This window comes from Methyloversatilis sp. RAC08 (genome assembly GCF_001713355.1).
Taxonomy (GTDB): Bacteria; Pseudomonadota; Gammaproteobacteria; order Burkholderiales; family Rhodocyclaceae; genus Methyloversatilis.
The window spans coordinates 2,935,603-2,955,752 of the sequence record NZ_CP016448.1 but is presented as its reverse complement, the minus strand read 5'-3'; the positions used below and the strand labels follow the sequence as shown (position 1 = coordinate 2,955,752).

23 protein-coding genes are annotated in these 20,150 nt (G+C 65.3%); 11 read left to right on the top strand and 12 right to left on the bottom strand.

The features are described 5' to 3' along the window. Position 1: 1 nt before the first annotated feature. Entirely contained in the window at positions 2-199 is a 198-nt protein-coding gene (locus BSY238_RS13585; RefSeq protein ID WP_069039613.1) for a DUF1127 domain-containing protein, read from the bottom strand. Beyond that, a complete protein-coding gene (locus BSY238_RS13580; RefSeq protein ID WP_069039612.1) occupies positions 174-569 on the bottom strand; it encodes a tautomerase family protein in 396 nt (131 codons plus the stop codon). Before BSY238_RS13580 ends, BSY238_RS13585 begins: the two co-directional genes overlap by 26 nt. Before the next feature lie 201 nt (positions 570-770). Between BSY238_RS13580 and BSY238_RS13575 the strand changes: the two genes are divergently transcribed. The 5 genes from BSY238_RS13575 (at position 771) to BSY238_RS13555 (ending at position 6,540) form a co-directional block, all read left to right on the top strand. Then, positions 771-2,174 (top strand): aminotransferase-like domain-containing protein, encoded by a 1,404-nt coding sequence (locus tag BSY238_RS13575; RefSeq protein ID WP_069040686.1) that lies wholly within the window; start codon positions 771-773, stop codon positions 2,172-2,174. 326 nt (positions 2,175-2,500) lie between these two features. Beyond that, positions 2,501-3,070: an FxDxF family PEP-CTERM protein gene (locus tag BSY238_RS13570; RefSeq protein WP_069039611.1), complete on the top strand. Its 570-nt coding sequence runs from the start codon at positions 2,501-2,503 to the stop codon at positions 3,068-3,070. A gap of 514 nt (positions 3,071-3,584) precedes the next feature. Continuing rightward, positions 3,585-4,130 carry a PEP-CTERM sorting domain-containing protein gene (locus tag BSY238_RS13565; protein ID WP_069039610.1) on the top strand — a complete coding sequence of 182 codons (546 nt, stop codon included), beginning with the start codon at positions 3,585-3,587 and terminating at the stop codon, positions 4,128-4,130. A 52-nt stretch (positions 4,131-4,182) separates the two neighbouring features. Continuing rightward, positions 4,183-5,700: a PhoX family protein gene (locus BSY238_RS13560; RefSeq protein WP_069039609.1), complete on the top strand. Its 1,518-nt coding sequence runs from the start codon at positions 4,183-4,185 to the stop codon at positions 5,698-5,700. A gap of 90 nt (positions 5,701-5,790) precedes the next feature. Then, positions 5,791-6,540: a DNRLRE domain-containing protein gene (locus BSY238_RS13555; RefSeq protein ID WP_069039608.1), complete on the top strand. Its 750-nt coding sequence runs from the start codon at positions 5,791-5,793 to the stop codon at positions 6,538-6,540. Positions 6,541-6,592: 52 nt separating this feature from the next. Here BSY238_RS13555 and BSY238_RS13550 read toward each other — a convergent pair whose 3' ends face one another. From BSY238_RS13550 to BSY238_RS13525, 6 genes are all read right to left on the bottom strand, one after another. Beyond that, positions 6,593-7,498, bottom strand: coding sequence for an alpha/beta hydrolase (locus BSY238_RS13550; RefSeq protein WP_069039607.1), 906 nt, complete (start codon positions 7,496-7,498; stop codon positions 6,593-6,595). 67 nt (positions 7,499-7,565) lie between these two features. Further along, a complete protein-coding gene (gene ubiA / locus BSY238_RS13545; protein ID WP_069039606.1) occupies positions 7,566-8,429 on the bottom strand; it encodes a 4-hydroxybenzoate octaprenyltransferase in 864 nt (287 codons plus the stop codon). Further along, positions 8,426-8,971: a chorismate--pyruvate lyase family protein gene (locus tag BSY238_RS13540; protein WP_069039605.1), complete on the bottom strand. Its 546-nt coding sequence runs from the start codon at positions 8,969-8,971 to the stop codon at positions 8,426-8,428. The genes ubiA and BSY238_RS13540 overlap by 4 nt, the downstream gene beginning before the upstream one ends. 59 nt (positions 8,972-9,030) lie before the next feature. Continuing rightward, on the bottom strand, positions 9,031-9,378 hold the full coding sequence (locus tag BSY238_RS13535; protein WP_069039604.1) for a hypothetical protein: 348 nt from the start codon (positions 9,376-9,378) through the stop codon (positions 9,031-9,033). 97 nt (positions 9,379-9,475) lie between these two features. Then, entirely contained in the window at positions 9,476-9,658 is a 183-nt protein-coding gene (gene ccoS, locus BSY238_RS13530; protein ID WP_069039603.1) for a cbb3-type cytochrome oxidase assembly protein CcoS, read from the bottom strand. Positions 9,659-9,671: 13 nt separating this feature from the next. Continuing rightward, positions 9,672-12,149 (bottom strand): heavy metal translocating P-type ATPase, encoded by a 2,478-nt coding sequence (locus BSY238_RS13525; RefSeq protein WP_069040685.1) that lies wholly within the window; start codon positions 12,147-12,149, stop codon positions 9,672-9,674. Here BSY238_RS13525 and BSY238_RS18430 point away from each other — a divergent pair. The 3 genes from BSY238_RS18430 (at position 12,148) to BSY238_RS13515 (ending at position 14,143) form a co-directional block, all read left to right on the top strand. Beyond that, positions 12,148-12,537 (top strand): hypothetical protein, encoded by a 390-nt coding sequence (locus BSY238_RS18430; protein WP_150123944.1) that lies wholly within the window; start codon positions 12,148-12,150, stop codon positions 12,535-12,537. The genes BSY238_RS13525 and BSY238_RS18430 overlap by 2 nt on opposite strands. Beyond that, on the top strand, positions 12,534-13,511 hold the full coding sequence (locus BSY238_RS13520) for a hypothetical protein (RefSeq protein ID WP_223300137.1): 978 nt from the start codon (positions 12,534-12,536) through the stop codon (positions 13,509-13,511). The genes BSY238_RS18430 and BSY238_RS13520 overlap by 4 nt, the downstream gene beginning before the upstream one ends. Before the next feature lie 143 nt (positions 13,512-13,654). Continuing rightward, the gene (locus BSY238_RS13515; protein ID WP_069039602.1) at positions 13,655-14,143 is read left to right on the top strand and encodes a hemerythrin domain-containing protein; all 489 of its coding nucleotides are present in this window, start codon (positions 13,655-13,657) and stop codon (positions 14,141-14,143) included. 54 nt (positions 14,144-14,197) lie between these two features. On the opposite strand, the gene BSY238_RS13510 is transcribed toward BSY238_RS13515, so the two are convergent. Continuing rightward, positions 14,198-15,559 (bottom strand): N-acetylmuramoyl-L-alanine amidase, encoded by a 1,362-nt coding sequence (locus BSY238_RS13510; protein ID WP_069039601.1) that lies wholly within the window; start codon positions 15,557-15,559, stop codon positions 14,198-14,200. Continuing rightward, positions 15,523-16,053, bottom strand: a complete 531-nt coding sequence (tsaE, locus tag BSY238_RS13505) for a tRNA (adenosine(37)-N6)-threonylcarbamoyltransferase complex ATPase subunit type 1 TsaE (RefSeq protein WP_223300136.1) — start codon at positions 16,051-16,053, stop codon at positions 15,523-15,525. The genes BSY238_RS13510 and tsaE overlap by 37 nt, the downstream gene beginning before the upstream one ends. Positions 16,054-16,126: 73 nt before the next feature. Here tsaE and queG point away from each other — a divergent pair, with 73 nt between their 5' ends. After that, a complete protein-coding gene (gene queG, locus BSY238_RS13500) occupies positions 16,127-17,233 on the top strand; it encodes a tRNA epoxyqueuosine(34) reductase QueG (RefSeq protein ID WP_069039600.1) in 1,107 nt (368 codons plus the stop codon). Beyond that, entirely contained in the window at positions 17,226-17,459 is a 234-nt protein-coding gene (locus BSY238_RS13495) for a SlyX family protein (RefSeq protein WP_069039599.1), read from the top strand. Before queG ends, BSY238_RS13495 begins: the two co-directional genes overlap by 8 nt. A gap of 224 nt (positions 17,460-17,683) precedes the next feature. Here BSY238_RS13495 and gluQRS read toward each other — a convergent pair whose 3' ends face one another. Beyond that, positions 17,684-18,616 (bottom strand): tRNA glutamyl-Q(34) synthetase GluQRS, encoded by a 933-nt coding sequence (gene gluQRS, locus BSY238_RS13490; RefSeq protein ID WP_069039598.1) that lies wholly within the window; start codon positions 18,614-18,616, stop codon positions 17,684-17,686. Positions 18,617-18,662: 46 nt separating this feature from the next. On the opposite strand from gluQRS, the gene trxA reads away from it, so the two are divergent. Continuing rightward, on the top strand, positions 18,663-19,040 hold the full coding sequence (trxA, locus tag BSY238_RS13485; RefSeq protein WP_069039597.1) for a thioredoxin: 378 nt from the start codon (positions 18,663-18,665) through the stop codon (positions 19,038-19,040). Positions 19,041-19,128: 88 nt separating this feature from the next. Here trxA and BSY238_RS13480 read toward each other — a convergent pair whose 3' ends face one another. Further along, complete coding sequence (locus BSY238_RS13480; RefSeq protein ID WP_069039596.1) at positions 19,129-20,064, bottom strand: DUF3616 domain-containing protein; 936 nt, start codon at positions 20,062-20,064, stop codon at positions 19,129-19,131. Positions 20,065-20,150 lie beyond the last annotated feature (86 nt).

Here is a 20,150-nt window from a genome sequence, read left to right as displayed (position 1 = left end):
ATCAATGGCCGGGTGGCGCACCCGGGCGATCTACACTTGCGAAGCGACCCGACAGCACCGAAGGAATGTCCGAGCGGCCCAGGCCGATGTCGCGCAGTTCGAGGTCGTTCATGGCGCGCAGTTCGGCACGGGCGCGACGTCGCCGGCCGGCTTCCCTCAGATGGCGCACCCAGTCACTGAGCCAGCCGTGCGCGGACATGGCGCAACTCCTGCGTTTCGCCGGAATACCCCCAGCTGTCGGCGGCGATGTCGGTCACGATGATGTAGCTCGCCGGATGCAACGGACCGAGCAACTCGTCGAGCGACTGCCAGACGGCATATATATAAGCGGATTTTTCCGGCTTGGTATTCGTGCCGGCGGTCACCCGCACGTCCAGGTGGAAGGCGGTCAGTGATACGCCGACACCTTCCGCACCGACCGACCAGTGTTCGACATGCGACAGCGCCAGCGCCGTCAGTTCGCGCTTCTTGCCGAGCACTTCGGCCGTCAGATCGGTCACTGCGCGAATCACAGCAAGGCGGGTGTCGGCGTCGAGCGGGCGGGACAGCTGCAGCGTGATCATCGGCATGACGGGTCTCCAGGGTCTGTGTCGTGTTTCCGGGCCTCATCATCCCTGCTCATCGCCGATCGATACAGATACACAGATATCCGTTTGCACCGGTACAGTTTCACGTTGACCGATGCTGTACCGATGCACCGCCCCGGCAACTGTATCGATCCGTACGAAACGACCGGCAGTACAGTGAGCCAGGCTTTACGGGAGCACCGCATGAATCGCTATGAAGCACTCGCCGACCGGCTGCGCGCGGATATCCGCGCCGGCATCTACCCGCCCGGGCAGCGCCTTCCGTCGGTACGGCGCATTGCGCGGCAGCAGCAACTGAGCATCGCCACCTGCATCTCCGCCTACCGCAAGCTCGAAGCACAGGGCTGGCTGGAAGCGCGGCCGCAATCCGGCTTCTTCGCCCGCACGCCCGAGGCGCTGCCGCCACGCGCCCACCAGACCTGCGACGACGAATCGCCGGGCGAGGTCACGATGTCGGAGCGCGTCGCGCAGCTCATGCGCGCCTCGCACCGGGACGACCTGCTGGTGTTCAGCACCGCCATTCCGCATGCCGACTTCCTGCCGGTGAAGGATGTGCGCACCAGTCTCGCGCGCGCTCTGCGTCATGACGATGCGGGCAGCGCGCGTTACGGCGAGTTCGTCGGCGAAGAGGCCTTGCGCGTGCAGATCGCGCGACGAGCGGTGGAGTCAGGCTGCCAGACCCACCCCGACGACATCGTGATCACGACCGGCTGTCAGGAAGCGCTTACGCTCGCGCTGCGTGCGACCACACGGCCGGGCGACATCGTGGCCATCGAATCGCCGGCCTTCTTCGGTACGCTGCAGCTGATCGAATCGCTCGGCCTGAAGGCGCTCGAAATACCGACCGACCCCCAGACCGGCATCAGCCCGGATGCCCTCGAACTGGCGCTGGAGCGCTGGCCGGTCAAGGCCTGTCTGGCTTGCACCAGCTTCAGCAATCCGAGCGGCGCATCGATGCCGGATGCGCACAAGCGGCGTCTGGTGCAGATCCTGTCGGCACGCGACATCGCGCTGATCGAAGACGACATCTATGGCGAACTGGCACACAACGGCGAGCGCCCGCGCGTGGCGAAAGCCTGGGACCGCAGCGGCCACGTGCTGTTGTGTTCCTCCTTCTCGAAAACCATCGCGCCCGGTCTGCGCATCGGCTGGATCGTGGCCGGCCGCTGGCGGCGCGAGGTCGAACAGTTGAAGTACGGCAGCACGATGGCTACCGCCCTGCTACCGCAGCGCGCGCTGGCCGACTACCTCGCGACCGGCCGCTGGGAGCGCCACCTCGCCCGCGTGCGGCGCCAGTATGCCGATCAGATGGCGCGCATGCAGGCCGCCATCGCGCGTCACTTCCCGGCTGGCACCCGCTGCACGCGACCGGCCGGCGGCTTCATCCTGTGGCTGGAACTGCCGGAACACGTCGATGCGCTGCAACTGCAGTCACAGGCGCTGGCCGCCGGCATCAGCATTTCGCCCGGGCCGATGTTCTCGCCGCAGAGCAAGTACCGCAATTGCGTACGCCTCATGTGCGCCGTGCGCTGGGACGCGCGCGTCGATGCGGCGCTGGCGACGCTTGGCCGTCTCGCTGCGGACTGATTCCTTCGCGGCGCGCAATGCGCCATTCGGATCATCTTTATGATCCTGGGTTACCACAACGATTCATCCTGAGGTCACGAGTCATTCACGGAATTCATGCATCGTAAAGCGGTGATGCTGGGCACCGTAGAACCCCGCGTCGTCGAGCGCACGTACGCATCAGCGCCGGGCACTACGACCATCCACAAAACCTTGCATGGACGACAACTCACCCAGGACGCGGGTTGCAACACCTGCTGAAGTGATTCGGCTTTGCCGACACCTTTCAACTCGTTTTCACCCACTTCAGCAGCTTTAGCGCCTGCACACCGTAAGGACTCATCATCATGAAGAAACTGCTCGCCTCGTGCGCCCTGCTTGCCTTGGTTGCCATGCCGGCACAGGCCGCCACCTTCCAGAACGCCGTCACCACTGGTGACACCGTCGTCAATGACTTCAGTGGCGCCGGCCTCATTTCATTCGACATCGACTTCGCCAATCTGGCGCCGGTCACGTTGAACTATGAAATCGACGCCGACGACAATGGCTCGCCAATCAGCTTCAGCAGCGTCATCCGCAACCTCACCGGCACCGGGATCGACACCCTGGTGTTCACGCTGAGCATGTCGAACTTCGCCAGCGTCGGCAGCGTCACCAACTTCAACGCCAATGCCATCGTCAGCCTGAATGGCGAAGGCAATGTTGCGTCGATCAGCTTCCCGGGCTCGGAGTATCTCGACGTATTCGTTGGCAACCCGACTGGTGGGCCGGGCCGCATCGACTGGACGATCAATTCCAATGCACTGCGTTCGGGCGATCTGCTGAGCATCACCGCCGCCGTTCCGGAACCCGAAACCTACGCAATGCTGCTGGCTGGTCTCGGCCTGATCGGTGCAGCCGCCCGTCGTCGCGGCTGAAGACGTCTGTCAAATGAAAGGGCCGTCGGCGCAATGCCGGCGGCCCTTTTTTTATTCAAGGAGCACACCCACCGCGCACGTGACGTCATCGATGTGCGTGCAGTGCTCGAATGTCTCGACCTGATCGCAAGCCTGCGCGCTGGCAGAGACGGGCCTCGAGCAGGGGTGTATTGACATTCCTCTCGGTCGCACAGAGCAGTACGTCCGGCGTCAGCACAACGGCGCTGATGGTCTTCCGGCCACGCTCCGTGTCCCCGGGGTCAATACGGAACGTCAGCCGAAGGGTAACAACGTCGGACTTGAACTGAATCCCGTATGCATAATCGCGTACATTGACTGAAGTGGAGAGCGGGCTCACGAAGCCCACGCACGTAATCCATTCGGCCTACCGCCCCTGCCCAAACGATCCGATCGGCCTACAACCAACTTATCTGAACCTTCATGGATTGTTAACGGCCGTTAATTTTCCAGTTGTCAGACTACTTCGCGTTGTAACCAAAACACGGAGAGTCAAATGAAAACCCCTTCAATCCTCGCAATGGCCGTTTCGGCTGTGCTGATGTCGACGGGCGCTCAAGCAGCCGCACCGGTCATCAGCGGCAATCTTGGCAGTGGCAGCGTCGTCGGCACGGTCACCGCAGAAAGTTACAGCTTCCTCGGTAGCGCCGACAATTGGTCGTTCTGGACCTTCAGCGCCCCCTGGCAAAGTGAAGTGTCGATCACGGTTTCGCCGAACGAGTCCGAGCTCGATGTCGTTTTCGCCGTGTGGTACGGCACCGAAAACGATACCGCCAATTACTTCGACATGGTGTCCGGCTCGCTCAATTCGGTACTGGTCGCGGGCGTCGATCTCAACGGCAATGGAGTTGCCGAGTCGCTGAAGTTCGTCAATGACTACGGCAGCGACCGCTTCACGCTGGCCATCGCCGACTACCAGGACGAGCTGGGCTTCGGTCAGCTCGGCTACACGATCACCGCGCAGGTTCCGGAACCCGGCTCGTGGGCGCTGATGCTCGGTGGCATCGCCCTGCTTGCGGGCATCGCCCGCCGTCGCGCCTGACCCTCTGCCCGAACCATACCTGCACCACCAGACCCAACACAGGAGAACCCCGATGAGCAAATTCGATGATCACACAGACCTGATGCGCGACCTGGCGAAGAACGCCGACAACATGGACCCGCACTGGACATTGAGCCGCCGCAATTTCATGCGCAGCGGTGTTGCCGCTGCTGCCGTCATCGGCATGCCGTTCGGCCTGCTCGGCAGCGGCGCTGTGCGCGCTGCCAGCCTGCCCTACAGCCCGGACTACGGCCCGCTGGAGCCGGTGCTCGACGAAGTCACCGGCCTGCCGCTGCTGCGTCTGCCGGCGGGTTTCAAATACTGGTCGACCGGCTGGACCGGCGACATCATGAGCGATGGCATCGCCACCCCGGGCGCGCACGACGGCATGGCTGTCGTAGCAGCTGACGCGAACCGCATCGTGCTCGTGCGTAACCACGAACAGGGTTCTGTCAACGCCAACGGCAATTCCTTCCTTCCGGGCACCAAGGGCGTGTATGACCGCAACACCAACGGCGGCACCACCAATCTGGTATTCGCGCCGCAGCAGAAGAAGTGGCTGTCGAGTTGGGCGAGTCTGTCCGGCTGTATCCGCCCCTGCGCCGGCGGCCCGACGCCTTGGAACACCTGGATCTCTTCAGAAGAAACCACCGTCGGACCGACGACCAACGCCAACGCACTGAAGCAGCACGGCTATAACTTTGAAGTACCCGCATCGGGCATTTCCAATGCCGTGCCGCTCGTCGATATGGGCTGTTTCAGCCACGAAGCCGTTGCTGTCGATCCGGTCACCGGCTACATCTACGAGACCGAAGATTCGACGCCGAGCGGCTTCTACCGCTTCAAGCCGACCGTGCCGGGTCGCCTCGCCATGGGCGGCACTCTGCAGATGATGAAGCTGAAGACCGCCAACAATGCCAACGTGACAATCAGCGGCGTGTCATACGGCTACTTCGACACGGCCCTTGAAAACGCCATCGGCACCACGTGGGACGTCGAATGGGTAAGCATCGACGAGCCGAACAAGCCCTTCGTCACCGGCACGACTTCCGGCGGCGTGCGCGCACAGGGTCTCGTTCAAGGCGCATCGAGCATCAAGCGCGGCGAAGGCTGCTGGTACGGCAATGGCGTGATCTACCTGTGCTCGACCAGCGGCGGTTCGGCCAACAATGGTCAGATCTTTGCCTACGACCCGCGCCGCGAAACGCTGACGCTGTTGTTTGTTTCGCTGAGCGACGGCCCGGACGGCGTCGACAGCCCGGACAACATCGCATGGAGCCCGCGCGGCAGCCTGATCCTGTGCGAAGACGGCGGCGCCAGCCCGCAGCAACTGCGCGGCCTGACCCTGGATGGCACGATTTTCCCGTTCTGCGCAACCAATATGGACTTCCGCGCCGGCGGCTCGGTCGGCCCGGTCACCCGTCCGTCGGGTCGCACATTCAGCAATAACGCCCTCGGCAACGAATGGGCCGGTGCGACCTTCCACAACGAGTGGCTGTTCGCGAATGCCTACGGCTCGCCCGGCGTGACCTTCGCCATCACCGGCCCGTGGGACAACGGCGCTCTGTAAGGCGACCCAACCCACACCAGAACTGAACCGGCGCAGCTTGTCGCGCCGGTTTTTTTCCGCCCTCAGTCATTACATTTCAAGGACAAAGTCATGACATTACGAAAAATTTTCCTGACCAGCGCGCTGCTGGCTGCGCTGCCGGCCACTGCATCGGCGGACACACTGGTGTTTCAGCAAGGCCTCAATGGGTACACCGGCACACAGGACACCGCAATCAGCAGCAACGAAACCGGTGGTGGCGTCGATAGCCGCGATACCAATTTCGGTGCAGAAGAATACATCAGCGTCGATGGCGACGACGGCAGCCCCGGTGCCAAGCCCAATCACGGTCTGATCCGCTTCGACAACCTGTTCGGCAACGCTGCCGGGCAGATCCGGACAAGCGACACCATCGTGTCCGCGACGCTGCGCATCTACGTCGACAATCCGGGCAGCGGCTTCACGATGTACGACATGCTGACCGACTGGTCGCAGGGCGTGATCACCTGGAACAGCATCGGCAATGGCATCCAGGCGAACGGCATCGAAGCCGCGGCATCACCGGTGTTCACGATCGGCGCAAATAACGGCGCTGAAAACGTCGGTACCGACTGGCTGAGCATCGACCTGACCGCGTCGCTGCAGGCAGCCCAGTCCGGCGCAATTCCGGGATACGGCTGGGCAATGATTCCGTTCGTCGCCGGCACGAACGGCATCGATTTCGCCACGTCGGAATACTTCGCCCAGAACTTCCGTCCCGAGCTGAGCGTCGAGGTCATGGCTGTGCCCGAACCCGAAACCTATGCGATGTTGCTCGCCGGCCTCGGCCTGATCGGCTTCGCCGCGCGCCGTCGCGGTTGAGCAATTCGACCGCTTGAAGGGGCCGCCGGCGCACTGCCGGTGGCCCCTTTTTTCATCGCGCGAGCGCTCCAACTTCACGCAGGAAATCATCCACCCGCTCGGTATACGCTCCGGGCAAGCCCAGCTCTTCATTGATGGCGCCATGTGATTTTGCCAGCGGCAGTTCGTCGATGCGGCCGCCGGTTTCCCGCACGCGTAGCGCGAAGGCCTTCACCTGATCACAGGCCTGCCTGCGTTGACTGGAACAGACTGCCAGCCAGCGTGCGACAGGCGCCGCGAGCTGGCGCACCGGCGAGGTAGATATCCAGAACGCACGGTCCTTGCCGAAGGCATCGTCGAACAGGCTGTGGTGGCGTTCGGCCATCAGGCGTTCGACATCCAGTGCGCCGCTGTCCAGCAGTACGCTGCCGAGCCAGGGCTGACTGACGCGCGCGTCGCGTGGCGCCGCGGCGACCAGCGCCACCAGATGGGCGCCAGCCGAGTGACCCATCAGCACGACGCGCGACGCATCGCCGCCCCACTCGTGTGCGCGCGTCTGCACGGCCGCCAGCGCGGCGACCACGTCATCGCGCTGCGTCAGTACATCGGCTTCGGGCAGCATGCGATAGTTGATCGACACGATGACCACGCCGGCGGGCAGCCAGTGCGCCAGCTTGTTGTCGATCAAGCGGCCGTGCGTCTTGTCGCCACGACGCCAGCCGCCGCCGTGAACGAGAAACAGCATGGGCGCGGCTCGGGCATCGGCGGGGATGTAGACATCCAGTCGCTGGTCGGCGTGATCGCCATAGGAGACGTCACGCTCCACTCGGGTTCCGGCGGGCAGGCCTGCTACCGTTCCGGATGCCGCGCGCCGCTGTTCGGTACGCTCCGCCAGGCGCTCACGCAACGTGCCCGCCTCGCTGTCGGACGTAATGAACAAGACGCCGAGCGCCAGAATCAATGCTCCGATGGCCTGCATGCCACGCTCCAGAAACCGATGTCGATGCCGGGTTAACGCCAGCCGCCGGCCAGACTTACGCCGCGTTTCAGCGCAACGCGTAATCGGCCACGATACCTGCGAACACTGCCGCCCCGAGCCAGTTGTTGTGCAGGAAGGCACGAAAGCAGCGTGCGCGGTCGCGCTCTCGGATCAGCGTGTAATGGTAGGTGGCAATGCCGGCTGCGACCAGCAGACCGAGGTAGAACGGCAGACCGAGATTTTCCAGCTGACCATAGATCGCCAGCAGCGACAGCGTGACGCCGTAACAGATCATCACGGCGGCGACGTCGAAGCGGCCGAAGGTGATGGCCGACGTGCGGATGCCGATCTTCAGGTCGTCCTCGCGGTCGACCATCGCGTATTCGGTGTCATAGGCGATGGCCCAGAACACATTGGCGGCGAGCAGCAACCAGGCTTCGTTCGGCACGGTGTAGAGCTGAGCCGCATAGGCCATCGGGATGCCGAAGCCGAAGGCGACGCCCAGCCAGGCCTGCGGAATGGCGAAGAAGCGCTTGGTGAAGGGGTAACTCGCGGCGAGGAACAGCGCGCCGAACGACAGCAGGATGACCAGCCGGTGCAGCGGCAGGATCAGGATGAAAGCGAACAGCGCGAGCGCGGCGGCCAGCAGCAGCGCCTCGCGCGTGCCGACTTCGCCGGTCACCAGCGGCCGCTTGCGCGTGCGCTCGACATGGCCGTCGAAGTTGCGGTCGGCAAAGTCATTGATGACGCAGCCGGCGCTGCGCATCAGCACCGTACCCAGCATGAATATCCAAACGATGAAGGGCGACGGCTTGCCGCCGCCGCTGACCCACAGCGCCCACAATGTGGGCCAGGCGAGCAGCAGGATGCCGATCGGCTTGTCGAGCCGCATCAGGCGTTCCCAGGCATTGAGCCGTGCCAGCAGATTCATGGCGCCAGCCCCGCGATCGCCGGCAGGAACACTTCGGTCACCAGCAGCGGCCGGCCGGCCCGCAGAAACAGCGAACGGCGCGCCCACAGCGGTGCATCGGTCACGATGCCGGCCGCGCGTGCCCGCCGGTACAGCGGATGGCGGTCGTCAAGCCGGCGCACCGACAGCGGCGAACGCGCAATGCGCGCGTCGGCAAACAGCAACTCGCCCAGCGGTCGCACGCCGACACCGGCAAACATGTGCCAGGCACCGGTCACGTCATGCAGGCGCACCACGCTGTGCGCAAACACCACCGGCACGCCGTCGGCGTACAGCAGCACATCGCGCACGCGCACCTGTTGCGTTGGCGGCACGCCGAGCAGCGGCACTTCGTCGCGTTCGCCACGCGCGGCGCACTGACGCAGCGGCCGTACCGAAAAGGCGCGACAGCGCGCGCGGATGCGCGACGTGAGCGAGTGCGGATCGGTGAGCCAGCCGCGCAGGGCGGACGGCATGAACAGCGCCGGCGCGTGCCATGCGGCGCCGGCTGGATGAAGGGACATGGAACGGACGCAGGACTTGACCTGCGCGCATGATAGCCGCGCGCAGGCCATACTGCGCATCAGGCCGCCTTGAGCGGCCCGTGGTCGTCGCAGTGCGTACCGTGCGGATGATGCAGGTGCCCGTCGACCAGATAGTCGACGTGATCGCCGTGCGGCACGGCGTCGTGCCCGCAGCCCGGTCCATGCACGTGGTCGGCCGCGTGGGCGGCGCACTGGTGCTGCGGTGTGCAGGCCGCCGGATTGGTCGCGCTTACAGCCACGACGTGTTCGTCGACGTGGTCGCCATGCACATGGTGCAGGTGGCCGTCATGCAGGTAATCGACGTGGCCGTCGTGGCTGACAGCGCGATGGCCGCAGTTCGGGCCGTGCTGGTGATCGTGGTGCGCGTGTTCGGTGCAACTCGTCATTTCCGTTCTCCTCTGGCAGACGTCACAGTCATGAGTCTATCCCGGGCGCGCATTCGTTCCAGCGATGCGGATCACGAATGCGGCGCGCGAATCGATATCAACCATCCGTGCCGTCGCGCTCGGGCGCTTTCAGCGGCGCGCGGTCGTCATCCATCATCATGCGGTGAGCCGGCCCTTCGAGGTCGTCGAACTGCCCGCTGCGCGCCGACCAGACGAAAACGATGCCGATGCCCAGCGCGATCAGCACCGAAAGCGGCACCAGCAGCCACAGGATGTCCATCAGTCGACGCCCTTCATTTCGCATCCCGACGCTGCAGACGCAGCGCATTGAGCACCACGGCGAGCGAACTGAGCGACATGCCGACGCCGGCCATCCACGGCGTGATCCAGCCGAACATCGCCGGCGGAATGGCCAGCATGTTGTAGGCAAAGGCCCAGCGCAGGTTCTGCCGCACCACGGTCAGTGTGGCCTGCGCGGTGTCGAAGCCGCGGGTCAGCGCCGCGAAGCCGGCCGACAGCAGCACCATGTCGCCCTGGGCGCGCGCCAGTTCCGTGCCGCTGCCCATGGCGACCGACACCTGAGCCTGCGCGAGCACCGGCGCATCGTTCACCCCATCGCCCAGCATGGCGACCACGGCACCGTTCGCCTGCAGTGCTTCGATGAAGGCGCGCTTCCCTTCCGGGCTCATGCGCGCGTGCGCGTCAGCAATGCCCAGTTCATTGGCCAGCGCTGCCACCGGCGCCGGTGCGTCGCCCGACAGCAGCGTGACCGCGATGCCGCGATCACGCAGTCGGGCCAGCAATTCGGGCGCGCCGCTGCGCACCGTGTCGATCAGGTCGAAGCGGACGATCAGGCCCTCGTCGTCGCCCAGCCAGACCGGTGTCGCCGTGCCATCCGGCACGTCGGGCAGCGCACAGCCCGACGCCGCACAGACGAAATCGGCGCGACCCAGGCGCAGCGTGCGGCCCTGATGCAGGGCCTGCACACCCTGTCCGGTGACCGCTTCGAGCGCGCTGACCTCGGGCAGCGGCACATCGCCGGCAGCCTGGCGCAACGCGCGCGCGATCGGATGCGTGGAATGCTGTTCCAGTGCGGCAGCCAGCGCATGCGCATCCGCTGCAGACAGCGTACCCAGCGGCACGAGGGCCTGCACGTGCATGTCTCCCGTGGTCAGCGTACCGGTCTTGTCGAACACCACATGGGTGACACGCGCCAGCGTTTCGATGGCATGCGCACGGGTGACCAGCAGGCCGCTTTTCGACAATACGCCGGTGGCCACGGTGAGCGCTGCCGGTGTGGCCAGCGACAGCGCGCACGGACAGCTCACGACCAGTACCGACACGAAGATCCACAGCGCGCGCGCCGGCTCGATCCACAGCCAGACCGCCGCCGTGGCGCAGGCCAGCACGATCAGCGCCGACACGAAATGCAGCGCGATGCGGTCGGCGAATTGCACCACGTCGGGCCGGCTCGCCGAGGCGCGGCCGATCAGGCGGCGGATGGCCGCCAGCCGCGTTGCGTCGCCCACCTGTTCGACCTCAAGCACCACCGGCGACACCATGTTCAGGCTGCCGCCGACCACCCGATCACCGACCCCGCGCGCCTGCGGTTTCGATTCGCCGGTCAGCAGACTTTCATCAACCTCGCTGCGCCCATCGACCAGCCGGCCGTCAGCCGGGATGACTTCGCCGGCCGCGACGACGACATGGTCGCCGACGATCAGTCGAACCACCGGCACCGCTTCGGTCGCCGTGCCGGGCCAGGCCGTGAAGCGCTGCGCCAGTGCCGGCATCACCTGCGCCAGATTTTCGACGCCGCGCACCGCATGCTGGCGCGCCACCATTTCGAGATAGCGGCCGGCCAGCAGCAGGAAGACGAACATCGTGACCGAGTCGAAATACACCTCGCCCGAGCGCGTGACGGTGGCCCAGAGGCTGGCGGCAAACGCGCAGCCGACACCGAGTGCGACCGGCAGGTCCATGCCCACGCGGCGCGCCATCAGGTCGCGCCAGGCGCGCGAAAAAAAAGGCGCGGCAGAGTAGAACACCACCGGCGCGGTCAGCACGAGGCTGGCCCAGCGCATCAGCGCGGCGATGCTGTCGGACAGTTCCAGCTCGCCGGCGACGTAGGCAGGCCACGCATACATCATGACCTGCATCATGCCGAGTCCGGCGACCGCGAGGCGCCATAGCGCATCGCGCCGCTCGTTGCGCGCGACCGATTCGGCGTGCGCCCGGTCATTCGGCCAGGCCTGGTAACCGATATCGGCGACCGCCTGCAGGATGGCCGACAGCGTGATGCGCGCCGGGTCCCACACGATGCGGGCGCGGCGCGTGGCGTAATTGATGTCCAGCGTCAGCACGCCCGGCAGCCGCCCGACGTGCTGCTCGTTGAGCCACACGCAGGCGGCACAGCGGATACCTTCGATGATCAGGAGCGCCTCGCGCGCATCGGCACACTGCGCATGCGCCACGCTGCGCACGAAATCGGCCTGTACCTCCGGCAGGTCATAAACCGACAGATCGCGCCCGCCACCCGCCTCGGGTGCGGCTTCGGGCAGCGTATCGCGATGGCGGTAGAACTGTTCCAGACCACCGCTGCTGATCGCCTCCGCGACCGCGGCACAGCCGGCGCAGCACATCGGGCGGTCCTGCCCGTCGATGCGCACCCGGTAGCGCGGCATGCCATCCACCGGCAGCCCGCAGTGATAGCAGGGCAGCGCTGCGGGTTCGGCAGACAGCAACTCGGCGACGGATTCGGGGGCATTCATGCGCGCCATTCTAGAAGACCGGTCCCGGACCGGGCATGACGTGCATCAAGCAGCTTTCCGGCCGACTTCTGCGGGCGGCAAGCCGTGCTCGCCGAAACACCCCGCTCCGTTCCTCGGCGACGCATCCGCTTCTCTTGGGAGCGGCTCCTGTAGGAGCGGCGGCCTCGCCGCGATACGCACTCTGCAAGGCGACCATCGCTGCACGATCGCGGCGAGGCCGCCGCTCCCACAGTACGTCACTCCTCAGCCGGTCATCGTGTTCGCTCCGTGGTGTGTCAGCGAACAGACCGCGCGGAAAGAGGCCCTTACCGTGCAAGGCATCAATGTGCGGGCGGGCACCGACCTGTCTGCGATTCCGGCCAAGACTCGACACATGGACATTCAATGACTCAATTCACTGCAGCAAATCCAGAAGCACAGATCGATCGTCGGGTATTTTCCGGCGGCCACGTCGGCTCTTCGCGTCCGGCCGCAAGCGCCGTGGCCTGGGGTGCAATCGTCGCCGGTGCGGCGGCGGCGGCCTCCCTGTCGCTGATCCTGCTCATCCTCGGCACCGGTCTGGGCTTGTCCTCGGTTTCACCGTGGTCGCAGCAGGGCATCAGTGCCACCAGCTTCGGCGTATCGACCATCGTGTGGCTGACCCTGACCCAACTGGTGGCTGCGGCGACCGGCGGCTATCTCGCCGGTCGGCTCCGGACGCGCTGGGCTGACGTTCATTCCAACGAAGTGTACTTCCGCGACACCGCGCACGGCTTCCTTGCCTGGGCTGTTGCAACACTGGTGACCGCCACCTTGCTGACCTCGGCAGTCGGTTCCGTCGTCGGCAATGGCCTTCAGGCCGGCAGCACGGTCGCAGCGGGTGTCGCCACCACCGTGGCTGCGTCGGCCGGGGCGGCCGCAGGAATGGCTCCGGACGACGCCGGTGGGTCGATACGCTATGTCGTCGATTCCATGTTGCGTCGTGACGCGACCCCGAACAATCGGGCGACCGCAGTCGACGGCACGACAGACCCACTGCCCGAGCCGGCCAGCGTGAGCGCGGAAGAGGCGTCCGAAATCGGTCGCATCTTCATGAATGCGAGCAGAACCGACGCGCTTCCGCAGGACGACGTCCGTCATGTCGGCCAGATCGTGGCGCAACGCACCGGCCTGTCGCAGCAGGACGCCGAAAAGCGGGTGACCGACATGTACGCCCGCGCGCAGGCCACGGTGCGTGAGGCGGAAGCAACTGCCAGAGCCGCCGCCGACACGACGCGCAAGGCGACTGCCTACGGCGCGCTGTGGCTTTTCGTTTCCCTGCTGCTCGGCGCGTTCGCGGCCAGCCTTGCCGCCACCTTTGGTGGCCGTCTGCGCGACGACTGACCCCTGCATTCAACACACGACTTAGCGAGGCTGCCATGCGTTCGATCCTTCTGCTGCTGCTCGGCATTCCTATCCCGATCATCATCCTGATCGCGATTTTCATGTGACGTTTTCATCGCTGTGCGAACCCTAAAAGGCTCCCCATGACCACCATCACGAAAACCAGTTCGGGCACGAAATCGAGTGCGCCGCCGAAGGATGCGATCGCCCTGCTCAAGGCCGATCACGAGGAAGTGAGCGGCATGTTTGCCGAATACGAGAAGAAACGAACGCCTGCCACCAAGATGGCGCTGGTGAAGGAGATCTGCACGGCGCTCAGCGTGCACGCGCAGATCGAGGAAGAAATCTTCTACCCCGACGTCAAGGCAGCCTTGAAGGACAAGCTGCTGGTGCCCGAAGCGACGGTCGAACATGCCGGCGTCAAGGATCTGATCGCCCAGCTGGACGGTGTCACACCGGATGGCGAAATGTATGACGCCAAGGTGAAGGTGCTGTCCGAGTACGTGAAGCATCACGTGAAGGAAGAGCAGACCGAAATGTTCCCCAAGGTCAAGTCGTCGTCCATCGATCTGGTCGAACTGGGCACCCGCATGGCCAGCCGCAAGGCGGACCTTCTGGCCGCCATGCACTGAATCAGTTGCTGCCGCGGCGCAGATTGAAGCGGCGCGGCGCGGCAGGTGCAGCCGTTACAGCATGACCATGCGCGATTTGGACAGCGGCGGATTCTTTGCGAGGTAGCGCTTGATGCCGCGCAGGATGGCTTCGGCCAGCTTGTCCTGGTAGACGTCGTCGGTCAGCCGCTTTTCTTCTTCCGGATTGGAAATGAAGGCGGTTTCGACCAGGATGGACGGCACATCGGGCGCCTTCAGCACTGCGAAGCCGGCCTGTTCGACATGCGGCTTGTGCAGCGTGTTGACGCCGCCCAACTCGCCCAGCACGGCGCGACCGAGCTTCATCGAATCGTTCATCGTCGCGGTCTGCGACAGATCAAGCAGGGTGCGCGCGAGGTACTTGTCCTTCACATCGAGATTGACGCCACCGATCAGGTCGGCCGAATTCTCGCGTTGCGCCAGCCAGCGCGCCGCCGAACTGCTCGCACCACTGCCGGACAGCACGAATACCGAACTGCCGCGTGCATCCGGCCGCACGAAAGCGTCGGCATGGATGGACACGAACAGGTCGGCACGCACGCGCCGTGCCTTGGCCACCCGCGTTCCCAGCGGCACGAAATAGTCGCCATCGCGCGTCAATACGGCGCGCATCGTGGGATCGGCATCGATCTTGGCGCGCAACCGCTGCGCCACTTCGAGCGTCACGTTCTTTTCGTAGCTGCCGCGCCGCCCGATCGCACCCGGATCTTCGCCACCGTGACCGGGGTCGAGCACGATCGTGACCAGACGACTGACGTCACCCGTGTCCTCGGCCGGTGACGCCTTCGGGTCGGCCTTGACGTCCGCTTTCGCCGTCTGCGACGGCGGGTCTTTCGCGGGCGCCGACTGCGCGGGCGCATCCGGCTGGTCAGGCGTCGCCTCACCCTCGTAGACGATGTCACCGCGACGCGCGAGCTGCATCAGCGGGTCGACCGGATGCTGCGGATAAACGTCCATCACCAGCCGGTGACCATACTGCCCGACCGGCGCCAGGGTGAATACCTGCGGCTGAACTTCGGTCTTCAGTTCGATCACCAGCCGGATCACGCCCGGCTTGTTGCGGCCGGCGCGGATCACCTTGATGTAGGGGTCGGCGTCTGAAATCTTGCCCGGCAGCGTGCCCAGAACATTGTTCAGTTCGAGCCCTTCGAGATCGATGACCAGGCGTTCCGGGTCCTTGACCAGAAAGTGCGAGAACTTAAGCTCGGCGCGGGATTCCAGCGTGATGCGGGTGTATTCGAGGGCGGGCCAGACCCGGACCGCCACCAGCGAAGACAGCGCCGCCTGCCCGGCAGGGCTGACCGACAGCAGCAGTGCAGCGCCGGAAAAGCCGAGGAAATTGCGTCGGCTGATGCCGGCCGCTACCTCCCGCCGGACTGAACGAGCTGCTCTAGACATGCGCGCCCCGCTTCGCTGCAGGCGGACAGCTGCGCACGTCGCGCGTCGCCGGCGACGGCGAGCTCGATGCGCAGATCGGGCGGCGGCAGATGGCTGCCGGCCTTGTCCGGCCACTCGACCAGACAGACGCCGCCGGCCGGGCCGGTTTGCCCGAAATACTCGTCCAGACCTGCTTCAATGAATTCATCAGGGTCCGCGAAGCGATAAAAATCAAAGTGATACAACGGGAAGTTTAAGCTAGAAATAGCATAAGATTCAAGCAATGTGAAGGTTGGGCTTTTCACCTTGCCGGTATGGCCCAGCCCGCGCAGTACGCCACGCACCAGTGTGGTCTTGCCGGCACCCAGGTCACCTTCGAGAAAAAGCGCCAGGCCTGGACGCAGGATCGCCGCCAGGCGCGTACCCAGCGCTTCGGTCGCCGCGGTATCGGCGAGATCGATGCTTAAAAAGTCGGTCATGAGCAGGGGATGCACGCAAAATCGGGGTTTCGACATTATCAACCTGCGGCCGCGCAGCCCGGAACCCATCGCCACTGATGCGCGATGCAGCACCAACCCCCCTCGACCCATGCCCGCTCGAACGACCACTTCACCGCCCCTGCCCTGTTCGCCCGACGAACTGGCTGCGCACGTCCGAGAATGGGGGCAGGCGCTCGGCTTTGCTTCGGTCGGCTTTGCCGGCATCAATCTGGGCGAAGCGGAAACCCGGTTGATGGAATGGCTGGCCGCCGGTCGCCACGGCGACATGCACTACATGGAACGACACGGAACGGCACGTGCGCGTCCGGCCGAACTGGTGCCGGGCACGCTGTCGATCATCAGCGTGCGCCTGCCTTACTGGCCCGACCCGCGGGAAGCTGCCGACGCACAGGCCGTGCTCGACGATGCCGACGCTGCCTACGTGTCGCGCTACGCACTTGGCCGCGATTACCACAAGGTGCTGCGCGCCCGGCTGCAGGCACTGGCCGACCGCATCGAAGCGCAGGTCGGCCCGTTCGGCTACCGCGCCTTCACCGATTCGGCACCGGTCATGGAAGTCGAGATCGCGCGTCGCGCCGCGCTGGGCTGGCGCGGCAAGCACACCTTGCTGATCCATCGCGACGCCGGTTCGCTGTTCTTCCTCGGCGAGCTGTACACCAATCTGCCGCTGCCGGCGGACACTGCGCAGCCCGACCACTGCGGCACCTGCACGCGCTGCATCGACGTGTGTCCGACCGGCGCAATCGTCGCGCCCTATCAACTGGACGCACGGCTGTGTGTGTCCTATCTGACGATCGAACTCGACGGCTCGATTCCCGAGCCGCTGCGACCGGCGATCGGCAACCGCATCTATGGCTGCGACGACTGCCAGCTCGTCTGCCCGTGGAACCGCCACGCCCAGCTCGCCGTGGAACCCGATTTCGCGGTGCGCAACGGGCTCGATCGTGCGTCGCTGACCGAGCTGTTCGCCTGGAACGAAGACGAATTCGACGCGAAGCTCGCCGGCAGTGCGATCCGTCGCATCGGCCATGCGCGCTGGCTGCGCAACATCGCGGTCGCGCTCGGCAATGCACCGGCGTCCGCCGCAAACATCGCGGCACTCAACGCGCGCGCCGACCACCCGTCGGCCATGGTGCGCGAACACGTCGCCTGGGCGCTCGCCCGGCAACACTCACCGGACCCCCAGCATGACTGAACCACTGAAAATCGACCGCCTCGATGACCTCGAAGCGCGCATCGCGCTGATGGACGATCTGCTCGACACGCTGAACCGCACCGTGTTCGACCAGCAGCGCCAGATCGAATCGCTGCAGCAGCAGTTGCGCCATCTTTACCAGCAGATGCAGTCGTCGCAACAGACGGACGCCGACCGCAGAGCCGACACCCCCGACCCGCGCGAGGACATCCCGCCGCATTGGTGACACTGGGGCGGCCGGAGCAATCCCTTTCCGGAAAGCCGCGCTGCACGCGATGAATTCTGTGGGAGTTCCTCTGTGGGAGCGGCGGCCTCGCCGCGATACGCACTTTGCACGGCGATGGTCGCGGCACGATCGCGGCGAGGCCGCCGCTCCCACAGGCCGCCGCTCCCACAAAACCTTCGCCGATCCCATCCGCCGATCCCACAACGGCTGCCGCAGTGCGGAAATCAGTGATCCTGCACTTCGAGTGCGCCAGCGCACGACGCCAGCCGCCAGTGTCCGATCGCCCACGCGAGCAGCGCGTCGCGGCCGGCGGCGACGACTTCCGCTGGCGGCGCGTGATTGAGGAAGCACAGCGCTTGCGCCAGATCCGGAACTGCATTGGCGGCTTCGAGCGGCCGGGCCCGCGTTTGCTTCGACAGCTTTTCACCCTGCGCATCAAGCACCAGCGGCACATGCGCGTAGCGTGGCTGCGCGAGCCGGAGCGCGTGCTGCAGCAGGACCTGGCGCGGCGTGGACCACAGCAGGTCGGCGCCGCGCACCACATCGGTCACACCCTGTTCGGCGTCATCGACGACAACCGCCAGCTGATAGGCGCAGAAACCGTCGGCGCGCCACAGCACGAAATCACCGACATCCGCCGCGACGTCGACGGACTGGACACCACAGATGGCATCGTCGAATGTCACCGCACCGGGCGGTACACGGAAGCGCCAGGCGCGCGGTGAGATGCCGACCTGATCGCGACAGGTTCCCGGGTAGCGGCGCGTGCCGTCGAGCGACAGCGGCTGGCTTTCCAGATCGCGCCGGGTGCAGGCGCAGGCGAACGCCAGATCGTCTGCAATCAGTCGATCGAGCGCTGCGCGGTAAAGGCGTGTGCGCAGGCTTTGCCACAACAACTCGCCATCCCAGTGCAGACCGAGCGCGTCAAGCTGATGGAGGATGGTGTCGGCAGCCGCCTTGCTGCAACGGGGTTCATCGACATCCTCGATGCGCAGCAGCCACTGGCCGCCATGCGCGCGAGCGTCCAGCCAGCTGGCGAGCGCCGCGACCAGCGAACCCCTGTGCAATGGCCCGGTCGGACTGGGTGCGAAGCGGCCGACGTACGGCAGCGCACGCACCACGTGCGGCGCAACCGGGGCGCGACTATCGGCTACCATGCGCCGTCACCCGCAAAAGCCCCACCACGACAGCCCAAGGATAACCATGGCCACCCTCGACCTCACCGCCGATACATTCAACACGACGATAGAAAACAATCCGTTCGTCCTCATCGATTTCTGGGCCTCGTGGTGCAGCCCCTGCCGTAATTTTGCACCGGTGTTCGAGGCCGCGTCGGAGAAGTACCCGGACATCGTGTTCGCCAAGATCAACACCGAAGAGGAACAGGGCATCGCCGCCGAATTCGGCATCCGCTCGATTCCCACGCTGCTGCTGTTCCGCGACCAGATCATTCTGTACTCGGAAGCCGGCGCCCTGCCCGCGATGCAGCTCGAACAGCTGATCGAACAGGCGCGCGCGCTGGACATGGACGCGGTCCGCGCCGAAATGGCGGAGACGGCGGCCAAGGAAGCGAAGGGCTGATCGTCGGCAGCGCCGTCCGCCGTCCCGGCGCGGAGGCGGCGCTGAAGCCGTCAGCTCCGGCACGCTGGAATCGCGGGCGGCCACGGCATCAGCGGGCGATGATCAGCTGCGCGGGATCCAGCATCAGGAAGCGGGCGCAACGACTGTCCGAATGATCGCCGTCGTCGCTGACGATGATGACTTTCGGCTGGCCGGCGATGACAGCGGGACAAATGCCTTCGGCACGTTCGAAGCCTGGCAGATCCGCGACTTCCACGCGATGTGCGGGCTCGCCGGAAACGCCACTCCAGAACCAGAGGCGGAAATGCGCTGTTCCGCCGGCCACCGGACCACTGCTGAGCAGGTAACCGCCCAGTGACGGAATGCGGGACAGGCTGCGCAAGCCGTCGCCGTCGAGATCGAGCGTGATCAGCGACGGCGCGATGCGCGGAGGCGCCTTGTCGTCGAACATCGCTGCACTGTTTTCGACGCGTGCGATCAATGCCCGCCCGTCCAGCAGCGGGCTGCGGAAACCGATCAGCAGGGTCTGTCCATCCGGGCCGAATTCCAGTGCCTCGATGTTCAGGCCGCCTTCGCGCTTGACATCGAGTTTTGCGGCAGCCGCTGCGAGCACCGGATGAGCCGCCAGCAGCGCCGGCTTCAATCCCTTGACGACACTGGGCGCGATCACCCGGCCCGCCTCGATCCGGAAGCGGACCAGCTTGTCGCGCGACTTCTTTTCATCACCGTCACCGTCGCGCGAGTGCGACGTGACAGCGTGGATGTTTCCCGCGTTGTCGAGCGCGATGCCTTCAAGATCATCGAGCGTCCAGAAATCGTCGCTGGAATTCAGCCATCCTTCGAGCCAGCCAGGTCGCAGCGGCGTACTGTCGACGCGTCCGTCGGGATCGATGCTTACCAGACTGAACGGGCGCTGCCTTTCATCTTCGAGCACCAGGAAGCGTCCGTCTTCCAGTTGCTGGATGGCAGACGGCTCGTGAATGCCGGTGAGCGGCAGAAATGCGGGCGTATCTTGTGCAGTCATGATTTCGCGGCCTCTCGGATGTCAGGTGGATGCGCGGGCGGACACATCCGCCGGCGAACCGCACGATAGTCCACCGGGGCCCAGTC